11 protein-coding genes, 1 tRNA gene and 1 pseudogene are annotated in these 21501 nt (G+C 32.1%); 3 read left to right on the top strand and 10 right to left on the bottom strand.

Features of this window, described 5'->3' with window-relative positions; all coding sequences use genetic code 11:
• Positions 1-16 precede the first annotated feature (16 nt).
• The 5 genes from WHA43_RS09785 to WHA43_RS09765 all read right to left on the bottom strand — a co-directional run bounded on the left by WHA43_RS09785 (position 17) and on the right by WHA43_RS09765 (position 12529).
• A complete protein-coding gene (locus WHA43_RS09785) occupies positions 17-1861 on the bottom strand; it encodes a M1 family metallopeptidase (RefSeq protein WP_105046870.1) in 1845 nt (614 codons plus the stop codon).
• 96 nt (positions 1862-1957) lie between these two features.
• The gene (locus WHA43_RS09780) at positions 1958-3673 is read right to left on the bottom strand and encodes a S8 family peptidase (RefSeq protein WP_105046869.1); all 1716 of its coding nucleotides are present in this window, start codon (positions 3671-3673) and stop codon (positions 1958-1960) included.
• A gap of 13 nt (positions 3674-3686) precedes the next feature.
• The gene (locus tag WHA43_RS09775; protein ID WP_105046868.1) at positions 3687-4529 is read right to left on the bottom strand and encodes an MBL fold metallo-hydrolase; all 843 of its coding nucleotides are present in this window, start codon (positions 4527-4529) and stop codon (positions 3687-3689) included.
• A gap of 123 nt (positions 4530-4652) precedes the next feature.
• Positions 4653-6905, bottom strand: coding sequence for a penicillin-binding protein 1C (pbpC, locus tag WHA43_RS09770; protein ID WP_340828281.1), 2253 nt, complete (start codon positions 6903-6905; stop codon positions 4653-4655).
• 104 nt (positions 6906-7009) lie between these two features.
• Positions 7010-12529 (bottom strand): Ig-like domain-containing alpha-2-macroglobulin family protein, encoded by a 5520-nt coding sequence (locus WHA43_RS09765; RefSeq protein WP_105046867.1) that lies wholly within the window; start codon positions 12527-12529, stop codon positions 7010-7012.
• A gap of 301 nt (positions 12530-12830) precedes the next feature.
• Between WHA43_RS09765 and WHA43_RS09760 the strand changes: the two genes are divergently transcribed.
• Positions 12831-13871 (top strand): glycoside hydrolase family 53 protein, encoded by a 1041-nt coding sequence (locus tag WHA43_RS09760; RefSeq protein ID WP_105046866.1) that lies wholly within the window; start codon positions 12831-12833, stop codon positions 13869-13871.
• A gap of 12 nt (positions 13872-13883) precedes the next feature.
• Entirely contained in the window at positions 13884-15557 is a 1674-nt protein-coding gene (locus tag WHA43_RS09755) for a glycosyl hydrolase 53 family protein (RefSeq protein ID WP_105046865.1), read from the top strand.
• Positions 15558-15620: 63 nt separating this feature from the next.
• Here WHA43_RS09755 and WHA43_RS09750 read toward each other — a convergent pair.
• From WHA43_RS09750 to WHA43_RS09735, 4 genes and pseudogenes are all read right to left on the bottom strand, one after another.
• Positions 15621-15691 (bottom strand) — tRNA-Cys (locus tag WHA43_RS09750).
• Positions 15692-15753: 62 nt separating this feature from the next.
• On the bottom strand, positions 15754-16110 hold the full coding sequence (gene folB / locus WHA43_RS09745; RefSeq protein ID WP_105046864.1) for a dihydroneopterin aldolase: 357 nt from the start codon (positions 16108-16110) through the stop codon (positions 15754-15756).
• A gap of 5 nt (positions 16111-16115) precedes the next feature.
• The gene (locus tag WHA43_RS09740; protein ID WP_105046863.1) at positions 16116-16532 is read right to left on the bottom strand and encodes a DUF2452 domain-containing protein; all 417 of its coding nucleotides are present in this window, start codon (positions 16530-16532) and stop codon (positions 16116-16118) included.
• Positions 16533-16606: 74 nt separating this feature from the next.
• Positions 16607-16823: pseudogene (locus tag WHA43_RS09735) on the bottom strand (zinc ribbon domain-containing protein).
• 107 nt (positions 16824-16930) lie between these two features.
• On the opposite strand from WHA43_RS09735, the gene WHA43_RS09730 reads away from it, so the two are divergent.
• Positions 16931-18616 carry a glutamine--tRNA ligase/YqeY domain fusion protein gene (locus tag WHA43_RS09730; protein WP_105046862.1) on the top strand — a complete coding sequence of 562 codons (1686 nt, stop codon included), beginning with the start codon at positions 16931-16933 and terminating at the stop codon, positions 18614-18616.
• A gap of 71 nt (positions 18617-18687) precedes the next feature.
• Here WHA43_RS09730 and WHA43_RS09725 read toward each other — a convergent pair whose 3' ends face one another.
• Entirely contained in the window at positions 18688-21324 is a 2637-nt protein-coding gene (locus WHA43_RS09725) for a DUF5916 domain-containing protein (protein WP_105046861.1), read from the bottom strand.
• Between the last annotated feature and the right edge of the window lie 177 nt (positions 21325-21501).

The raw sequence follows: 21501 nt of genomic DNA, 5'->3' as shown, positions 1-21501 counted from the left end.
TTATGAATAAAATACTTTATCTCGTTTTTTTCAAATTGGTATTGTTGTCCAGATTTACATCTGCCATCAAACCACTTTTATCAATCATTACCGATTTTACAGGTTTTTTTACATCTAATGTATAAATTGGATTTGCCCAAGCCCAATCTTTTAAAACTGTGGCTGATGTTGGTTTTGAACCTCTCATCATTTCTATTGGAATGTTGAATTCTTGTTTGCTACCATCTGTATAAACAACTTCAATATCAATTGGCATTGGCATTTGACCAATTCTTTCTAATGTTATTATAGAACCATCTACCGATTTTACGCCATAATCAATAGTGTGAGTTGTTTGTGTCCATTCATTTAAATACCAATCTAAATGTATTCCAGAAACTTTTTCCATGGAACGTTTGATATCATTTGGTGTTGGATGTTTAAAACTGAAATCTGCAAAGTATTTTTTAATTCCATTTGCTACATTTTCAGCTCCAATTACATATTCTAATTGCGACAAAAATATGTTTCCTTTAGAGTAACTCGCAGTTCCATATGCCCAATTTGTTTCATATCTATCAGAATGTGTAGAAAGAGATTCTTCATAACCTCTTGCTACTATTCCTCTATAACCTCTGTAAGAACCTGAATGCGGATTTTCTTTTCCTTCTTTTAAAATCTCGTTCTCTGCTTTGTTTGAAATGTAAGATGTAAAACCTTCATCCATCCAAGGATGTAAACTTTCGTTAGTTGCTAACAAAAACTGAAACCAAGTATGTGCCATTTCGTGAGCTGTTACGCCAAATAAACTTCCAAAGTTACGCTGACCAGTTACTAATGTTGACATGGCATATTCCATTCCTCCATCTCCACCTTGAATTACAGAATATTGTTTGTATGGATATTGCCCAACATTGGTACTAAAATAGGTCATTAATTCAGCTGTTTTTGGTTGCAATTCTTTCCAGTTTTTTAAGAATTTTTCTTCTAAGGTTTTCTTGTAGAAAAAGTGCAAATCAATGCCATTTTCCATTTTATAAGTATCGTGAATATACTCAGGATCTGCAGCCCACATAAAATCGTGTACTCTTGGCGCTTTAAATTTCCAAGTCAATTTATCGCCTTTTGGCAATTTCAAAGCCTTTGATTTGTCTTCATAACCGTGACCGACTTCTTGCGGATTTTGTAAATAGCCTGTGCCACCAATGGTGTAATTTTTATCTATATGAATGGTTACATCAAAATTTCCCCAAACTCCATGAAATTCTCTAGCAATATATGGAGGTGTATGCCATCCTTCAAAATCATATTCTGCCATTTTTGGATACCATTGTGCCATAGACAATGCTACATTTTCTGCACTATTTCTACCTGATCTACGAATTTGAACAGGAACTTGTGCTTCAAAAAGCATATCAAAAGTTACAGTTTCACCAGATTTGATAGGCTTGTTTAACGTAACTTCTAAGATGGTTCCAACAGTTTCATAACTTACAGCAGCGCCATTTTGTTTCAATGAATTTACCTTGATGTAGCCAATTTCATTAGGTTTTAATTTACTAATTCTGTCTCCAACTCTTTGATCTGGATCTTTGATCGTTAAAGAACGAATATCCATTTGCGAACCTGGCTGAAATGCATTAAAATACAAATGATAAAAAACTTTGTTTAATTCATCAGGAGAATTATTGGTATAAACTAGCTTCTGAATTCCTTTGTATTGATAGTTATTTACATCCATATCAATATCCATAGTATAATCCGCATGTTGCTGCCAATAATATTGATTTTTCGACTTTTTTTGTTTGTAAGTCGTTTCTTTAGTTTGTGCACAAGCAATCATCACAAGCATTGAAAGTGATATAAAAAGTGTTTTTTTCATGGTTTGATATTAAAATTATATTTAAAAAATTTAAACGCAAAGTTCGCTAAGTAAGCAAAGTTTCTTTGCGCTCTTTGCGTAAACTTTGCGTTTAGACTACTGTTTTTTTCTTGATAAATAATCAGCCAATTGCAACGCGTTATACGCATTTACCAAACGCCCTGAAACTGATAAATCTGCAAAAGGAACCAAATCTCCTGCTGGATTTTCTTCAGTTTGAGAACCTGGTTTGATGACTTTAAAATCAATTTTTACACCTGAATTCATCAAAATATATTTTACTTCTTTTGCAGTCAAATTTGGATAATACGATCGAATTAAAGCTGCAACTCCTGATGTTGATGGTGCTGCCATAGAAGTACCACTTAAAGGTTCGTATTCGTTTTTTGGAACTGTTGAATAAATATCAACTCCAGGTGCAAAAACATCTACATTTATTTTACCGTAATTGGAAAAATCAGCAACCAATTCTTCATTGTAAAACAAACTACTTGCGCCAATCGTAATCACGTTATCTGCAAACTCGGTTTTTAAATCTTTAGAATCATTTGGATATGTTTCACGAATATCAATATCTTTTCCATCATTGCCAGCTGCATTCACAATCAACACATCGTTTTTTGCAGCATAGGTAATGGCATCAAAAACCCATTCTTTATTAGGTGAAAAACGTTTTCCAAAACTTGTATTGATGATTTTTGCACCATTATCAACTGCATATCTGATACCTAAAGCAACATCTTTGTCATGTTCATCTCCATCAGGAACAACTCGTACTGTCATAATTTTTACAGTATTCGCAACTCCTTTTGCACCTTTATTATTATCTCTTGATGCAGCAACAATCCCGGCAACATGTGTTCCGTGATTTTCCAAGTCTTTATCACCAATTACATTGTTATTCCCGTAAAACTTATCATTGATATCATATAAATTATCTCCTAAATTAGCACGATCATTAAGATCTAAATCATAGCCTTTCATGGCTTTTACTAATTCCGTTTTATACTCTTTAACATCATTTAAATATTTTATCAAATCGTCTTCTGTAGCGCCATTTTCTAAAATCTTTTTTAGAGTTTCTATTTGTGTAATCATTAGCAAACTCGTTGGTTTTAAACTATCTAAATCACTAACTCTCAGTTTTTCCTTACCTGCAAATTTTCTAACATCTTCAAAAACAGCTTTCAAACGTTCTAAATTATTTTGTGTTTGTTCCATATCTTGAATTTCAAATTCTTTTTGACTGATGGTTAAACGATATTCTTCTTCTAATTTTTGATAGGCTTCAAAAGCAGCTTTGTCATTTTCAGAGATGTCTTCAGCTTTTTTATCGCCAAATTTCTCACGGCCTTTTTTTACCAATCGTGTAATTTCTAATTGATCAGCATTGATGATTTTCCCTGCAGCATTTCCTAAAAAATTCCAACCATGAATGTCATCTATATAACCATTTTTATCATCATCTAAGTTATTTCCTTTGATTTCTTTAGGGTTTGTCCACAATACATCTTTTAAATCTTCGTGTTCTATATCTACTCCAGAATCTGCAATTGCTACAATAACAGGTGTTGCTTTTTTGCCTTCTAAAAATTGATAAGCTTTTGCCAAACTCATACCTGCAACGGAATCTTTCATTAAATCTGCATGCGACCAAAACTTTTCTTCTTCTTCTGTTAACGCTTGTTTTTTAGGAGTGATGCTAACAGGAGCATCAAAATTTGGTAAGGTCAAAACTTTTTGAGTTGATGAACAACTAGCTAAAAAAAGCGCAACAAAGGCACTTAAAAAAAGTGATTTTAGGATTCTCATTTCTGTAAAATTCTTAATTAAATATTTCTGAAAATTGGTGAGTTGTATTTAGTCTGATGCCTTTTTCTGTGTGATTTACAGTACATAATTCATTGTAAGCATCATGTTCTAAAAACAGGTAAAATTGATGGTCAGCAGCCTGTTTTAAAAAAGCCGCTTTTTCTTTGATAGTCAATAAAGGTCTTGTGTCATAACCCATTACATAGGGTAATGGAATATGGCCAACTGTGGGTAACAAATCTGCCATAAAAACGATGGTTTTTCCTTGATATTGAATGATTGGCAACATTTGCTTTTCTGTATGTCCGTCAACAAAAAGTACATCAAAACCCATTTGATCTTTCGCATTTCTATGGATAAAATTCAATTGTCCATTTTCTTGAATTGGTAAAATATTTTCTGATAAAAATGACGCCTTTTCACGAGCATTTGGTTCTGTTGCCCATTTCCAATGTTTGTCATTAGACCATACTTTGGCATTTTTAAATGCAGGAATTAATAACCCATTGTTGTCTTTTTCTATGACACCTCCACAATGATCAAAATGCAAATGTGTTAAAAAAACATCGGTAATATCATCTTTGTGAAATCCTAATTTTTTCAAAGAAGCATCTAAAGAAAAATCTCCATAAAGAGCATAATAACTAAAAAACTTTTCTGATTGTTTATTTCCTAAACCAGTATCAATCAAAATTAATCGATTTCCGTCTTCAATTAACAAGCAACGCATGCTCATTTCAATCAAATTATTGGCATCAGCAGGATTGGTTTTTTGCCAAATAGATTTTGGAACAACGCCAAACATGGCTCCTCCATCTAATTTAAAATTTCCTGTTTCAATAGGATATATTTTCATTTTAAAATAGGTTCTTCACGAAATAGGTTATAAAAATAATCATTTCAAAATGGTTGCAAATCTTTTTTACCTTTTTTATGATTTTGTAAACACAAAAAATTCTTTTTCAATAAAATAAATTCACTATTTAATGATGATTGTTTGCCGAATTTCTGAACCAAAATTGTCAGTTACAGAAATCGTATGTAATCCAACTTTTGGTACAATTGCCATTTGATGCAACTCGTTAGTTGTACCTAAAAAAGTACTATTCAAATACCAAAACAGTGTAGCATTTTTGTTAGAATGTGCCACTTTTAAAATCAATTCGTTGGTTTTTCCTTCAAAATCTTTGGGTAAAAAAATGGTGGTTTTTTCTGATGGATATAAAAATTTCATAGCGTTATTTTCATCAGAAATGCAATCTTTCCGAAAATCTGGCAAAGATTTGTAGAACGGATTTTTTTCTTTGTAATAATAAGCCATCAAAGGTGGCAACACAAACCACGATTTTTGTTTGATATTCGCAAAAGATTCACACGAAGTATTTACTTGATATTGTTCAGAAACGTCCAAATTTACCAGCACATGAAATGGACAAGGTGCTGTTTTTAAACCACTATTTTGAATGAAAATTGACTTTTTTTCTTCACAAATTTGGGTTGCTCTAAAACCACTTTTGGTGCAAATTTCCACTTCTGTCATTTCATCAAAAGGTTTTTCAAACCAAGCTGAATTTGGGAGTTTATCAAAAACGTCAAATAAAATGGGTGCTGCAGTTTGTACGCCAACCAAACCAGGCCTTCCTTCACCATCAGCATTGCCAACCCAAACTCCTACTACAAAATCTTTGGTTGCGCCAATTGCCCAAGCATCTCTAAAGCCAAAACTGGTGCCTGTTTTCCATGCAATTTGTTTGGAGGAATCAAAAAAATCCCAATTTTCTTCAGCATCAGGTCTGTTTACTTCTTTCAAACTTTCGAAAGTGAGATAGCAAGAAGCTGCATCAAAAATGGTTTTTTGGGAAGTTTTTGTCCCGAAATCTACTTTTTTTTCAGCATAAAAAGTGGGTTCGCAAAACTCATTTGTAAAATATCGACTCGAATTTTCTGAATAATGATTTATGGTTGAAGCCATGGAAGCATAGGTTTTTGACAAATCCCATAAGTTGCTTTCTGCACCTCCTAAAGCCAATGTCAATCCATAATGATTCGCACTTTTTTTGATGTCTTTTAACTGTAATTGCTGTAAATAATGATGAAATTTTTCCAAACCAAATTGCTGCAACATGCTTACTGTTGGTACATTTAAAGACTTTGACAACGCTAATTTTGCAGAGACTGCGCCTGCATAGGTTTTATCGAAATTTTCAGGATGATAACTACCAAAATTGGTTGGAACATCAGCAACTAAGGCATTTGGTAATAATTCGCCATTATCTAACATGGCTGCGTATAAAAATGGTTTTAAAATGCTCCCTGTACTTCTAGGTTTGTCAATAACATCAACATCTTTTTGGTTTTTTTTGGATGTTGGAGAATTGCCAACATACGCCAATACCTTTCGTGTTTTTACATTTAAAACCAAAACTGCCAAGTTGTGAATGCCATTTTTAGAAAGTTGATTGTAATGCTGTTGCACAATATCATTGGCTTGTTGTTGTAGATTTTTATCAATGGTTGTTTGAACGAATTGTCCTTTTTTTTGTTGATTTACCTTTTGTAATAAATGAGGTGCAATTTGTGGCAAAGGATATGGTTTGTCAGGAATTTTCTCTAAAATTGACAATTGATACGTGAGCGAATCAATCTTTTTTTCAAGTAATAATTTTTTCAATAATCGATTTCTTTTTCGCAATAATTGTTGCTTATTTTTTCCAGGATATATCAAATTGGGTGCGTTTGGCAAAACTGCTAACGTGGCTGCTTCTGCCCAAGAAAGTTCTGTTGCTTTTCTATTAAAATAGCGCCAAGAAGCCGCATTTAGTCCAACAACATTTCCACCAAAAGGTGCATTTGATGTCCAAAAAGCCAAAATTTCGTCCTTAGAATGCCTGATTTCCAAACGTGTTGCTAAAATGATTTCAATGATTTTTTCAAAATACGTTCTGGATTGATTATTTCTACTCAAACGAATTACTTGTTGCGTAATGGTGCTTCCTCCTCTTTGAACTTTACCCGCTTCAATATTTTGAGAAACTGCTTTGAAAATAGAAATTGGATTGAAGCCAGGATGTTTGTAAAAATAAGCATCTTCAAATTGAACTACACAGGTTTTAAATTTTTCAGGAACTTTATTTTCATGCGGAAAACGCCATTGACCATCATCTGCAATCAATGCCCCTAACAACTCGTTTTTTTCGCTTACAATTACAGTTGATGTTGGTTTTGTAAACAACTTTTTGGGCAAACAAAACACATATAACAAGACTAAAATTGAAATAAAAATTGATTTTAAAACAAAGGGTTTAGCATATTTCTGAAACCCTTTGCCTTTATAAATTATTCCACCACTTTTATCCAACTTCCTTTGGTTTTTACAAAATAATCATTGTCGTACATTGCTTCAACTTGAATTCCTGGTAAATAATAATTGCCTAAATATGCAGCATTTAACAAAACAGTAAAGGTTTTTGTTTCTGGTTTTGCGGCTTGTTTTTTCAAATCGATATAAAAATGAACACGATCATCTTTTACATCTGTATAGCGTGCTTCACTTTTGATGTTAGTTCCAAAATCAGTAAAACGTGTATTTACAATTTCCCATCCTGATGGAAAAATTTGAGTGATGGCAATATCATTTACAGTTGTGTTTTTTGGGTTATTTACTGTAATTGTTGCCACAAAATCTTGTCCTTGTTTCAACTGATTAACTGCAATTGGAGCGCCTTTCAAATCTTTGTATTTTAATGAAACACTCAAACCTCTACTTTCAGAAATTTCATTTCCAAGAGCTGGTTTTCCAAAATTCAGAATTCTTACATACACCAAATTATTTTCGTTATTTTTAATTCGGATGGAATTTTTTCCATTCTTAACCACTAAATTTCGTTGAATTAACGAAGATTTTGTGTCGATTTTCTCGGATTTTTCGCCATTTGTAAGGGTAATTTTAAGCGATTTTCCTCCGTTTTTTTCTACCATTTTTCCAATTGCTAACAAACTAAAAGCAGTGGTTTGTGTACTCATCCATTGATTGCTAGACAGATCTTTTGCAATGGAAGTTGCCAATTCTTTAGTGTTTTTATTATTTGTCAATAACATTGTTTCTAGAGCCATTGCAGCATTTCTGGTATTGGAGCCATAATTGTAATAATCACTTTCAGAAAAATCGAATTTGGCGTTTTTCAAAATAGCATCACTTGCTTCTTTTTGTCCAACCAACACATAAGCAGCTGCCAAACGCCATTTTGCATCATTAGACAATGCTGTAAATTCGCGCAAACGATTCATGGCAGATAAATCAGGATTGTTTGCCAAAGCCAATGTATATAATCTATAAGCTTGTTCTAAATCACCCAAATATGTATTGTAACTTGGTCTCCAATTTCGGGCAACTTGTTTTTGATAGGCAATAAAATTCGTCTTAAATGTTAATGGCAACACAAATCCTTTTTTCTCAGCTTCTAACATAAAATGACCTGCATACGAAGTTCCCCAATCACTAATTTCATCTTCTCCTAACCAATAACTCAAGCCACCATTTGGTTTTTGAAAATTGCCAATTTTTCGAATTCCTTGCGTGATATTCTCCTGAATTTCTTGTTTTTTAGCTGATGAAATATCAAAAATGGAAGGCATATACAACTGTGGAAAAACACTTGAGGTAGTTTGCTCCAAACATCCATGAGGATATTGAATCAAATATGCCAATCTTGACGTAAAATTAATTGCAGGAATTGTAGACAATTCAAGCATTGCAGCATTAGAGTCTTGAACTCCAAATGTTTCAAAATCAATAATTTTCTCAGAATTTGGTTGCAACTCTGTTTCTATTAATTTTGAGGCAATTGGATTTGGATTTACAACTTCTAAAGTCACTTTGTATGAAGAAGTTTGACCATTTGCAGTTCCTAAAATTTCAACAGTTTGAATTCCTGTTAAAGGTAAAACATCCAAATCAACAAAACACATTTTTTCATCCGATTTTGAAAAACTGATGGTTTGTGAATTGTTTCCATTTACTTTCAATCCTTTGCTAGTATTGACTTTGATAGTTACATTTTTAATTTTATCATCCATAGTAAAAATACTGATGGGCAAACGAACTTTTTCTTTAGGCGATAATTTTCTTGGCAATGTTGCTAAAATCATCAAAGGTTTTTTTACAGGAACTGTTTTTTCTGCACTTCCATAAGCTTCTTCTTTTACATTTCCTGCAACAACCATAGCTCTAATTGAACCAATATAATTTGGCAATTTGATTTTATGTGATTTTTTTGCCCCTTTTTCTAAATAAAAAGGCCCTAAATATTTGACAACAGGTTCAAATCTATTGACTTTTGGATTTTTTCCTTTTTCTAAATTTCCATCTCCACCAATTGCAAAAACTTGATCAACACTTCCTGAATACGCGCCAATCACATCATCAAAAATATCCCAAGTTTTGATTCCCAAAGCTTCTCTTGCAAAGAAATTTTCGAAGGCATTTGGCGTTTTAAAACGTGTTAAATCCAACAATCCATCTTCAACAATGGCAACAGAATAGGTCATTGCTTTGTTGTTTTTTTCGGAAACTGTGAGTGAAAATTCCTTTTCTGGCTGCAATTCATTTGGCATCGAAATTTGAGGTTCTAATTTGGTGGATGTATCTTCTACCAACAACGGAATTGTTCCAAAAAGTCTTATTGGCAAATCGTTTTCCGAAATTTGATGAGGTTGTAATAATGAAATACTTGCATATACATTTGGCGCCATGTTTTTGGTAATTGGAATTTCGACTGTGGTCATTCCTTTTTGCACTGCAACCCATTTTGTTTCTAAAATTTTGGTGCCATTTTCAATACTTATCAACGCATTTCCTGATGAGCCAGAAGGAAAGGTAATTTTTGCAGTTTCGCCAACAGTATATTTTTCTTTGTCAGATGAAAAAATCAACATTTTTGCAGCTTCTTTGTCTCCTGAAGTAGCATTTTCCCACCAATTTTTGTAAAAGTAAACTACTTCTCCTGTGGCATGTCCACTTTTTTTATCAATAACTCTCACTAAAAAACGGCCTCTTTCAGCTTCAGGAATGTTCAATTTAAAAGTGCCTTCACCTTTTGCGTTTGTTTTGATATTTAACGTTTTATATGGTTTGTGATAACTGCTTGCAGTGTATTTTGATAAATTATCATAACTAGCACTCCACCACCAACGCCAAGCAATTTGATAAATCACAACTTCAACATCAGTATTTTGAATTGGAATTCCTTTTTCGTTGACAGAAACTATTGAAAATTGTTGATTTTCATCGGTATTTAAAGCCGTATTTTTATCCTGATTTGGTGTTTTCAATCCCACAAAAGAAGTATAAGGAGCATAGTTTTTGGTGAATGCATCAATGGAAAAATCACCTCCATTTTCAAAAGCTCTTACCAAAAATTGAACTCGCAACATGCCAGGCGCATTTTCTCCAATTTTGATATTTTTATTGATTTTCGAAATGCCATTTTCATTCAAATTTCCATCAAAAAAGGTAATTTCTTCAGTTTCAAAACTTCTAGAAGGGTCAGAAAATAAGTATTTTTGGTAATTTTTAAAACTGAAATTTGCTGCTGAAATTTTTGCAGTAATCGTTATTTTTAAATTTTTTGCAGGTGTTCCATGCAACCATTTTACGTCAACAGTTCCGTTAATTGGTTTTTGACTTGTTAATGTTTCGTCTTCAAAATCAACTTTGATTTTTAAACGATTTGGTTTTACCGTTTCAACTTTTAAATTTTTATAGAATCTGACACCACCAACAGAAACCATGGCTTCGTAATTTCCAGTTTTTGCTTCGGCAGCAGTTTGTACATTGAAAGTGTAAAAATTATTGACGTTTTCTGAAGTTACTTTTTTGTAGATCAATTTTCCTTGTGGATCTGTAATTTCTAATTTTACAGGATGATTTTTGGGCAATGGATTTTCAATATCATTCAATAAAAATGTCAAATACATAGCATCTCCAGGTCTCCAAACACCGCGTTCGCCATATAAATATCCTTTGATTCCTTTTTGAGTTTGTGTTCCTGCAACATCAAAATTACTTACAGACAAAGTATTACCATCTTCTAACTTGATATATCCTTTATTTTTACCTTTTGTAACGACAGCAAAAGCAGCATTTTTTTCACTTGTAATGGTTGCAATTCCATCTAAAGTAGTGTTTTTGGTAGCTATTTCTTGTTGTTGGTAATTGAACAATTGCACTTTTGCATTGCCTTCAGGTTTGGAAGTTACAATATTTGTAATTGCAAAAAAGTACTCATTATTCGTTCCTTTTTTGGCAGTAATTCCAAGATTTGAAGCCAATAAATTTTGAGCAATAAAACGCTCACCACTTTTATAATACGCTTTGTTACAAGGATTATTTCGCTCATTCCAGTCATAATCATAATCGCGATAATCATACAATTGATTGTCCCAATACAATTCTTCATTTTCTTCTTTATCTGAATTATCATCTTCAGTTATCTCTTTAGAAATGGTATTTTCATCGCATTTATACAAACTTTGATGTTGTCCAAAACTAATTTCAATTCTATAAATAGCACCTGGTTCAGTGGCTACCATTTTGGAAATATCAACACTGTAAGCTCTCCAATTTTGACTATAATTTTTGGGGTCAGCAACCAACGTAATGGTTTTTTTTGCCACTCTTCTTCCCACTCTTTTTAGTTGATATTCATCAGTGCTATTGAGGTTATTTTCTTGCAAAAACTGCAATACATTTTTTTCATAAATTTTGATGATTTTTACATCAACAGCTTTCAAATTGATAGCTTCAAAATTATACACCAAATTGCTCGAATTTGGTAAAATTACGCCACTTGAAATCGCTCTGATTTCAGGTTTTTGTTGCTCAAAAGTGATGGTTTCTGAAAAATATTTTTTGATTGAAAAATCATCAGAACTTTTAACTCCCTCAAAAACAGACACTTTGATATTTCCAGAAAATTTTACTTCTGAAAATACTTTTAACTCATTTCCATTGATGATAAAACGAGGATTTTTTTCATTTTCAATAGTAACCAAACCATCAAAATTTTGTTGTTTTTGCAAAGGATCAGAAAAATTGATGGAAATGTATTGTTCATTGGCATCTATTGGTTTAATGCTCAATACTTTAAAACTGTCTTTTCCTGGAATTGCAATGTCATTTTCGCCTTTTGTAATGGCTTCAATTGGTTTTCCATCCCAAGAAACCGAAACAACAGATTGTGTTTCAAAACGCTGAACACTGTCTATTTTAAACTCAAAAAATCGTTCTTTTTGATAGGATTCATTCCACACTATTTTTTTAGATTTCCCTTTTTGTGAGGCTTGAATTAACATTTTTACTTGCTTCAAATCGATAATATCTGCAGATTGTAACATTCCTTCAATGTATTGATAATCTCTAGAATACGACTGAATAGTACCCATTTTGATGCTAAAACTTGGCGTAATTGTTTTGAATTGAAACGTATATGTTTCAAATTTTTTGGGCGTATTTTTATACAATTCACCCAATTTTACAGTAACTGTATATGCTGTATTTGGAGCTAAATTTTCATCAGGAATAAATTCAAAAGCATGATTGTTAAGTACTTTAATTTTACCATTCACAAAAGGTTTTACAGCAATAATTTCGGCTGAAATTTCTTGATTTGGCTCCCAACCTTCTACATCTTTGGCGAGATTCACTGTAATTTTTTCTGCAACAGATACAATTCCTGAGGTTGTAAACTTGATATACTCTTTAAATTTAAAAATATTGTTGGGTTGAATGTTATCTTTTTTACAAGAAAAAATCAGTAAAAAAGTGCTCAAAAGCACAAGGAAATGTCTCGTTTTCATATGTGTGGAATTTGTTTTTTTAAGGTCACATACGTAATCGCCTTATTTTCTTTAGTTATTTGCTTAGGAAAACCTGTTTTTAATGGCGATTTCATAGAAGTTGGTTGTGTAGATTGTCTTTCAAAAATAAGAAATTTGCAACAAGAAAAGTGCCAGAATTGATAAAATTTCTAGGCAATTTTTAGAGTTTTATAAAAAATAAACTTAAATTAATGATTTTTTAAAAAAATATCAAATTGAAATTTCGTAATTTTAAAGTTTATTTGACATTCAACTTTTGTAAATTTTTAAACAATTTATTATGAAAAAATTATACAAACTAACATTAGTTTTTGCTCTTTCTTTAATTTGTTTTCAAATGAATTCACAAGAATACATGATTGGCGCAGATTTATCATTCGCAAAAGAAGCTGAGGACAATGGATATGCTTTTAAAGAAAATAAGAAATCAAAAAAAGTAGTTGAAATTTTTAGAGAGCATGGCTACAATTGGATACGATTACGATTATTTCATAGTCCTACTGAACTTCCAAACAACCTTACATATACTATCAATTTAGCCAAAGAGGCCAAACAACGAGGATTTAAATTTTTACTAGATTATCATTACTCAGATACTTGGGCTGACCCTGCCAAACAACATGTACCAAAAGCATGGGAAGGAAAGACTCAAAAAGAAATCGAAAATTTAGTTTACGAGTACACCAAAGAAACTTTAGAAGCTTTTAGAAAAGCAAATGTATCTCCAGATATGGTTCAGATTGGCAATGAAATAAGTACTGGCATGCTTTGGCCTTATGGTAAATTACCAGAAAATTGGGACAATTTTGCAGCATTACTAAAAGCAGGAATCAATGGAGTTTATGCAAGTGTTGCTAATAACTCCGTTCCCAAAATTATGATTCATATTGATAAAGGGGGAAACAAAGAATTTACCAAGTATTTTTTTGATAAACTCAATACATATAACATACAATTTGATGTTATTGGTCAGTCTTACTATCCTTGGTGGCATGGCAGCTTGCTAGACCTAAAAGATTGTTTGCATTATACAGCCTTAAGATATGATAAAGATATTGTTTTGGTAGAAACAGCCTATAATTATGCCCAAGCAGAATATAGTAGTAAGCCTGCTCCCTTTCCTGAAACACCTCAAGGCCAAAAAGATTTTTTAGAAGAGGTACATAAAATAATTTTAGGAATTCCAAACAATAAAGGTAAAGGGATTTTTTGGTGGGAACCTGCTGCTCCTAACAAAAGCTTTTCTAACAGAACTTATTTTGATAAAGACGGCAATGTTTTACCTGTAATAACTGTATTTGATAAATATGTAAGATATTAAAAAAAACTTGAAATGTTTCAGAAATTTCAGATAATAAAAGCCATTTTGTTCTGTTTTGTTTTTTATAATAAAACTCTTTTCTCACAATCCATAGAAATTACCTCCTTTAATGAAAACCCACTTGAGGTAAGTCCTTTATTAGGAGCTACTTTAACAATTAACTTCAACTATTCAAGTGAAGTTGGTTCTATTGGAAATCACATTTATATTGGTTTAGAAATCCTAGATGGAAATAATCAATTTGTTAAAACCATCGCAGAAAGCACTTTACAAAATCAACAAACCGGAACAAATATTCAAAATTCAGTTAATTTTTTTATTGGAAGTGTTCACAAATTGTCAACAAATTTGCCAAATGGACATTATTACCAGGTAAAAGCAATTTTATACAAAACAAATTGGATAGCAAATGCTTGGGCTGGCTATTGGAACACGCCTGCATTGATTTTACAAAATACACAAGGATATGAGTTTAGCAAAAATCGCATCAATAATGGTGCTGACATTAGCTGGATGACAGAAATGGAAAACAGTGGTTTTTCATGGAAAGATAACAATGGTAATTCAAAAGAATTGATGCCTTTATTAAAAGAATATGATTTAGATGCTGTAAGATTAAGAGTATGGGTAAATCCTGATGTTTCATCAGCAAATGGTTGGTGTGATATTGATGATTTAGTTGTCAAAGCTGAACTCGCAAAAAACGCTGGTTTAGAGGTTATGATTTCCATTCATTACAGTGATTGGTGGGCAGATCCTGGTCAACAAACAAAACCTGTAGCTTGGATAAATTTCTCAATTTCTCAATTAGAAACAGCGGTTTATAATCATACAACTGATATTTTAAACGCATTGAATACAAAAGGAATTACACCAAAATGGGTTCAAATTGGCAATGAAACAAGTGATGGAATGTTGTGGAATTCAGGAAAAGCATCAACAGGAGGTTTTGGAAATTATGCAAAATTCATAAATGCAGGAACAAATGCTGTAAAAGCATTCAACAATTCTATCAAAACAATTTTACACCTTCCTAATGGAAACTACAATCCTTTATTTCGTTGGAATATTGATGGATTGATAAACAATGGATTGATTTCAAGCAGATTAGATATTATAGGAATGTCTTTATATCCTGAGGAAAACAACTGGGTTTCAATGGTAAATGACACCTATAATAATATGATTGATGTAAAAACGAGATATAATAAAGACGTAATGATGGCAGAAGTTGGTTTTGCAAGCAATAGACCAGATATTTCAAATCAATTCTTAACTTATATTATTGAAAAAACAAAACAAGCAAACGGTTTAGGTGTATTTTATTGGGAACCAATTGCTCATAAAAATTGGAATTCATACTCAAAAGGCGCTTGGGATGAAGATGGAAGTCCTTCAATAGCTATGGATGCTTTTTTAATTAAAGAAACTTTATCAACTACTGATAATTCAATAATAGAAGAGATTTCTTACCAAATTTTTCCAAATCCAACTAATGATATTTTACACGTAAAATCTATTAAAAAAGAATTAAAATCTATTAAAATATTTGATGTCAATGGTCGTTTGATTTTAGAAAAAAATAGCGGTAAGCTAACTGAATTTTTAAAAATAAATCAGTTATCAAAAGGCATGTATATTTTAAAAATTAATAAAGAAAAGTCGATTAAATTCATCATAAATTAAGAAATTACCAATCACTTTTTAAAAATAAAAAAATCGCAACAAATAATTGTTGCGATTTTTTTGAGGTGTCGAGCGGATTCGAACCGCTGTAGATGGTGTTGCAGACCATAGCCTAGCCACTCGGCCACGACACCTTATTTGAATTAAGGAGTGCAAATTTACGCAATTTTACAATTACTGCAAGATTTTTTTATGCTTATCGCTTTTTTGTCAAAACAATGACCACTTCTTCCACATTTCCTCCAATTGGTGGATTTATTTTTGAAACACCCACTGTTGCTTTTTGTATCATTGGGATTTCATCAAAAAAACGATCCAAAATTCTTTGCGCTACTTCTTCTAATAATTTAGATCGAATTGCCATTTCTTCCTTAACAATTAAGTTCAAATGCACATAATCTACTGTATCTTTTAATTCGTCTGTTTTGGCAGATTTTTTTAAATCAGCTTTCACCTTAACATCTACTCTGTATGGAGAACCAATAGCAGCTTCTTCATCCAAACATCCATGAAATGCATACAATTTGATATTTTTAACTTTGATAATTCCCATTTTATTTAGTTTGTTGCATCAACTTTTTCCCACATTTTATCTGAGTTCAATCTAAAAGAACCTATGTGTTCAAAATTACACTGATTTGGATGAATGATTGATAAAAAATTTTGCTGATTTTTTCCTTTATACAAATGATATTCTTCACCAATATTGGGTTCAAAGCTAAAATTAGCATTGTAAACCAAATCGTTGTAATGAAATTTTTCTAACAATTTTTCATACTGTTTTTTAACCTCATCAAACTCCGATTTTATTTTTTTATTAACTCTTTGTACACCGTCATTTCTCCAAGTTGCTGTATTTAATGGTTTAATTGTAGGTGCACTTGCTGAAGTTCCATATGGTTTTAAAGCAGCATCATATTGCTTCGTTTCTTCATTAAAAACAACTAAATCGGGTTTTTTTGATTCGTTTTTCATACAACGCAAATTTACTATAAAAAAGAGTTTTTGATTTTGTTTATGAAAAATTTAACGCCTTAAAATCATTCATTTTAACCTGTAAAAAAATCAAATACATTGCTAATTGAACTTGTTTTTGTTCGATAAAACTCAGTATATGTGCATCTTTCACAAGTAACACTGGTAAATTTTTCAGTCTGAATATCAAACATTTTTTAAGAAAACACCCCCAGTAGCGCGCATTTGTCCTAATTTATATGTTTTACAAGAACATTTTGGACAGGTATAATTTCGTATTTGATCACTCATGATTTTAAGATTTTAAATTAAAGGTACAATTTACAAATTTGTCAACTATACTCAATGTCAATCAAGTATTTTATGTAATTTTACAACGAAATTTTTTGCATATAAACATGTCTGAAGAGAAAAAATCGCTCAATTTCTTAGAGCAAATTATTGAAGAGGATTTAGCAAACGGAATGCCTAAAGAAAACTTGCGTTTTCGTTTCCCACCAGAACCAAATGGTTATTTACATATTGGCCATACTAAAGCCATTGGCATTAGTTTTGGTTTGGGCATTAAATACAATGCACCTGTAAATTTGCGTTTTGACGACACAAATCCAGCAAAAGAAGAACAAGAATATGTTGATGCAATTAAAAATGATATTTCTTGGCTAGGCTATACTTGGGCAAATGAATGTTATTCATCTGATTATTTTCAAGAAATGTATGATTGGGCAATTTTACTCATCAAAGATGGTAAAGCCTATGTAGATTCTCAAACATCAGAAGAAATGAGAATTCAAAAAGGAACTCCAACTGAGCCAGGAACAAATAGTCCTTATAGAAATCGTTCTGTAGATGAAAATTTATCCTTATTTCAAGGAATGAAAGATGGAAAATTTAAAGAAGGGGAGCATGTTTTACGTGCAAAAATCGATATGAGTTCTCCAAATATGTTAATGCGTGATCCTTTGATGTATCGAATTTTACATAAAGCACATCATAGAACAGGAAATCAATGGTGCATTTATCCTATGTATGATTGGGCTCATGGCGAAAGTGATTATATTGAACAAATTTCACATTCTTTGTGTTCATTAGAATTTAAACCTCACAGAGAATTGTATGATTGGTTTAAAGATAATGTTTATGGTTACAGCAAAGAAACTTATCCTTTAGTGCCAAAACAACGAGAATTTTCGAGATTAAATTTAAGTTACACCATTATGAGTAAACGAAAATTACTAAAATTGGTGGAAGAAAAAATTGTTTCTGGTTGGGATGATCCAAGAATGCCCACCATTTCAGGTTTGCGAAGACGAGGATACACACCTGCATCTATTAGAAGTTTTATTGAAACTGTAGGGGTTTCAAAACGTGAAAATGTGATTGATGTCGCTTTATTAGAATTTAAAATTAGAGAAGATTTAAACAAAACTGCCAATAGAGTAATGGCTGTTTTAGATCCAATCAAACTAGTGATTACCAATTATCCTGAGGGGAAAGAAGAATGGTTGCAAGCTGAAAACAATCAAGAAGATGAAGCTGCTGGTTATAGAGAAGTCCCTTTTTCTAGAGAAATTTTTATCGAAAAAGAAGATTTTAGAGAAGAAGCCAATAAAAAGTTTTTCCGCTTAAAATTAGGTGGAGAAGTTCGATTAAAAAACGCATACATCATTAAAGCAGAAAGTTGTACAAAAGATGAAAACGGAAATATCATTGAAATTCAATGTACTTATGATGAGCTTAGCAAATCTGGCAGTGGCACAGAAGAAAGTTTACGAAAAGTAAAAGGAACTTTACATTGGGTTTCTATGAAGCATGCTGTAAAAGCCGAAGTAAGAGTTTATGATCGATTGTTTTTACACGAAGCTCCTGATGCTCAAAAAGATAAAGATTTTATGGATTATTTAAATCCGAATTCACTTGAAATTGTTAATGCTTTTGTTGAACCGAGCTTGCAAAATGCCAAAATTGGAGAACGCTTCCAGTTTCAACGTTTAGGTTATTTTTGTGTAGATAACGATTCTACAGATAACCAACTAGTATTTAATAAGACAGTTGGTTTGCGAGATTCTTGGGGAGGAAATTAGTTTTTTAGATGGTGATTTTTAGACTTTAGACCTTAGTAATTTGATTACTAATTCAAAATTTTTAACTACTATTATCTTACAAATCGATAGGTAAATTTCAACAAAAAAGTATTTTCTTTTTGAGTACTCAACACTTGATTTCTAAGCGAAGTTGACAAATTCGCATCTGGATTTTCATTTCCAACGACACCTTGTGCCCAAACTAAAAAGATTTCAGAACCAGGAATGTATTCCCACCTTGCAACTAAATTTGAGCGGAATTGCACAAACGAAAAATCAGGTTTATGAAACTGATAATCAATAATGTTATCTCTATTTTCATCAATTGTATAAAAATCATTTCCATTGATATTTATAGCTGAAATTTGATTTTCATCATATAAATTTACACGATCTGTAAAACGATCTGCTGCTGCAATATTTACATAATTGAATTCGGAATAACGTCCTCTCGATATAAATGGTTGCCCGTAAAACTGAATAGACATATTTGGATTGATACTATAGGTAAAACGCAAAGTTGTAGAAAACTCATCGTTTTTAATATTCCCCAAAATGTATCTTTTATCGTTTCCAAAATTTAAAGTGGTAACATATTGAGCTCTATCTTTTGTATTAACCAACTGATTTTCCAGAGAAATGTTCAAAGCGTCAAATGGTTGGTAATTGAATCCAAAGATAAAATTACTCGATTCGAAAACATCCTCATCAGCATTTACGTAACTGAAGTTGAAAAAATAGCTGAATTTTTTACTTCTATCAGAACCAAAAGAACCCCAGAAATACCTATTATCAGCAGTTCTCCATCTTGGACCACCTCGTAAAAATGCGTTTGAATATCCACGAATACTAGTACCAAAACCTAAATTTGATGTAGCATTATTTGCCCAATTGATATTTCCTTCACCTTCAAATCGGATTCTATTTAAATTTTCTTGAAAATCATATTCTGTTACTTGAGATGCAAAAACAGAAGCATTTCTAAAAGTTTTTGTAGGAACTTGCCACAAATATCTAACGTTTCCAAACTGAATTATTTCATCTGTTCTTCTTAAAAAACCAACATCATTCAATTCTAATTCTGGAGATCTCCAAATAAATCCGCCATTGTAACGCCAATTTCCACCTCCAGCTTTTCCGAGCTCTATTCTTCCTCCAGTTCCTGTTAAAGAGGTTTTTGTGGGATCAACAGAAACGTGTGTTGCATCTGTTCTTTGAAATAAACGAGTGATAGAACGTTGCGTATTTTCAATAGCTTCAGGACTACCCAAAACGTGACTCATGATGATATTTCCGTCTAAAAAATAATCACGATTTTTCCAGTTATGTTGAAAATCGATTCCTGCTGTATAGGCTGCTTTGTGAAGTTCGTTAAAATTACCGTTTAAATTTCGATTTGTTGCAGTAAAAATTCCACCAATAAATGAATTTCGTTCGTTAAAATCTTTTTGAACTCTTGATATAAAATAATTGGTTAAAGGCTCTACAATCTCTTTTCTCGTGGTTCCGTTTACTTGTTTTACAGTGGCAAATTCGTTAGCAGTTACACTTTCTAAAACACCAACAGACCATCCGTTTTTAGTTTTTCCTGAGAATTTTGCTGCGCCCAAAATCGTTGAATTTTGGGGAGTATCTGCAAATTCTCCATCTGAAAGATTGGCATTTCTGTGTGGATTTCTTCCAATTCTTCTGCTGTAAAAAAGGTTGTCACTTCCGTTGGCAAATTGAAAATCAAAAATGTTTTTATTTTCAACAAAAAATGGTCTTTGCTCTCTAAAAAAGAGTTGAAAACCATCCAAAGCAATCGCTCCTGGATCAGCTTCAACTTGTCCAAAATCAGGATTAATGGTTACATCCAAAGTTAAATCATTAGTAACTCCAATTTTAGCATCCAAACCTGCATTGATGCCAAAATCGTTGCCATCTCTGTAAGGATTGTTTGCTTCTTTTGGATAAGAATCGTATTGCAATACTGTAAAAGGCTGAATTTCTAATTGTTTTTGAGGAGACAGATCAACCAAACCATGCAACTCACCAGATTCACTTATAAAACCTGCTTGATTATTTGGAATTCTTTGCCAAAGCGAACGCTCGTTCAATCTGAAAATATTTCGAATCATGTTAAAACCCCAAACTTGCTCTTTTGCATCCCCAAAACGCAACTGACTAAAAGGGATTTTCATTTCTGCTGTCCAACCAAATTCATCAACTTTTGCATCTGTAAACCAAACAGGATTCCAACTTTCATCCCAACTTTGTCCATTTTGAGAGGCAATTTCTTCACCTTTTACACCAGCTGCAGTTATGGTAAAAACGAATGCTGTTCTTTTGTCATGATAACTATCAATAATCACATTGACTCTATCCCCAGCAAAACCATCTCTTCTACTTAAACGCTGTTGAATCAATTCAGGTTGCTCATCCAAGGCTTTGATAGCAATGTATAAATATTTGGAATCATACATAATTTTAAATAACGTTTGATACGTTGGTGGCGTTCCTTCATCAGGTTCTCTCTCTGTAAAATCTGTACTCCATTCAACCTCATTCCAAGCCTCATCAGAAACATCACCATCAATAACTGGGGTAATTTTTAATTTTTTTGTGGTGTAAATTCTTTTAACAACTGAAGGATTAATGACTTCTTGTGCTTTTATTGTTGAAATAAAAAAAAAGCATATGAAATAGAAATTTACATAAAATTTCATTGGTGATTTTGATTTTTTGGATGAAGAGAGTAATAAAATTACTCAAAATTATAGCACAAAAGTAATTTTCTCTTTTCTTAACTTTTTGTTAATTATTTTTTACAGCAAAAAACATCAAAAAATTAAAGTAACGTGTTATTTGTCAATCAAATAAAAAGCTGTACATTTGCACTCCTT

Origin of the sequence: Polaribacter gangjinensis (assembly GCF_038024125.1) — a bacterium.
GTDB classification, from domain to species: domain Bacteria; phylum Bacteroidota; class Bacteroidia; order Flavobacteriales; family Flavobacteriaceae; genus Polaribacter; species Polaribacter gangjinensis.
This window is presented reverse-complemented; position numbering and strand designations above follow the sequence as displayed.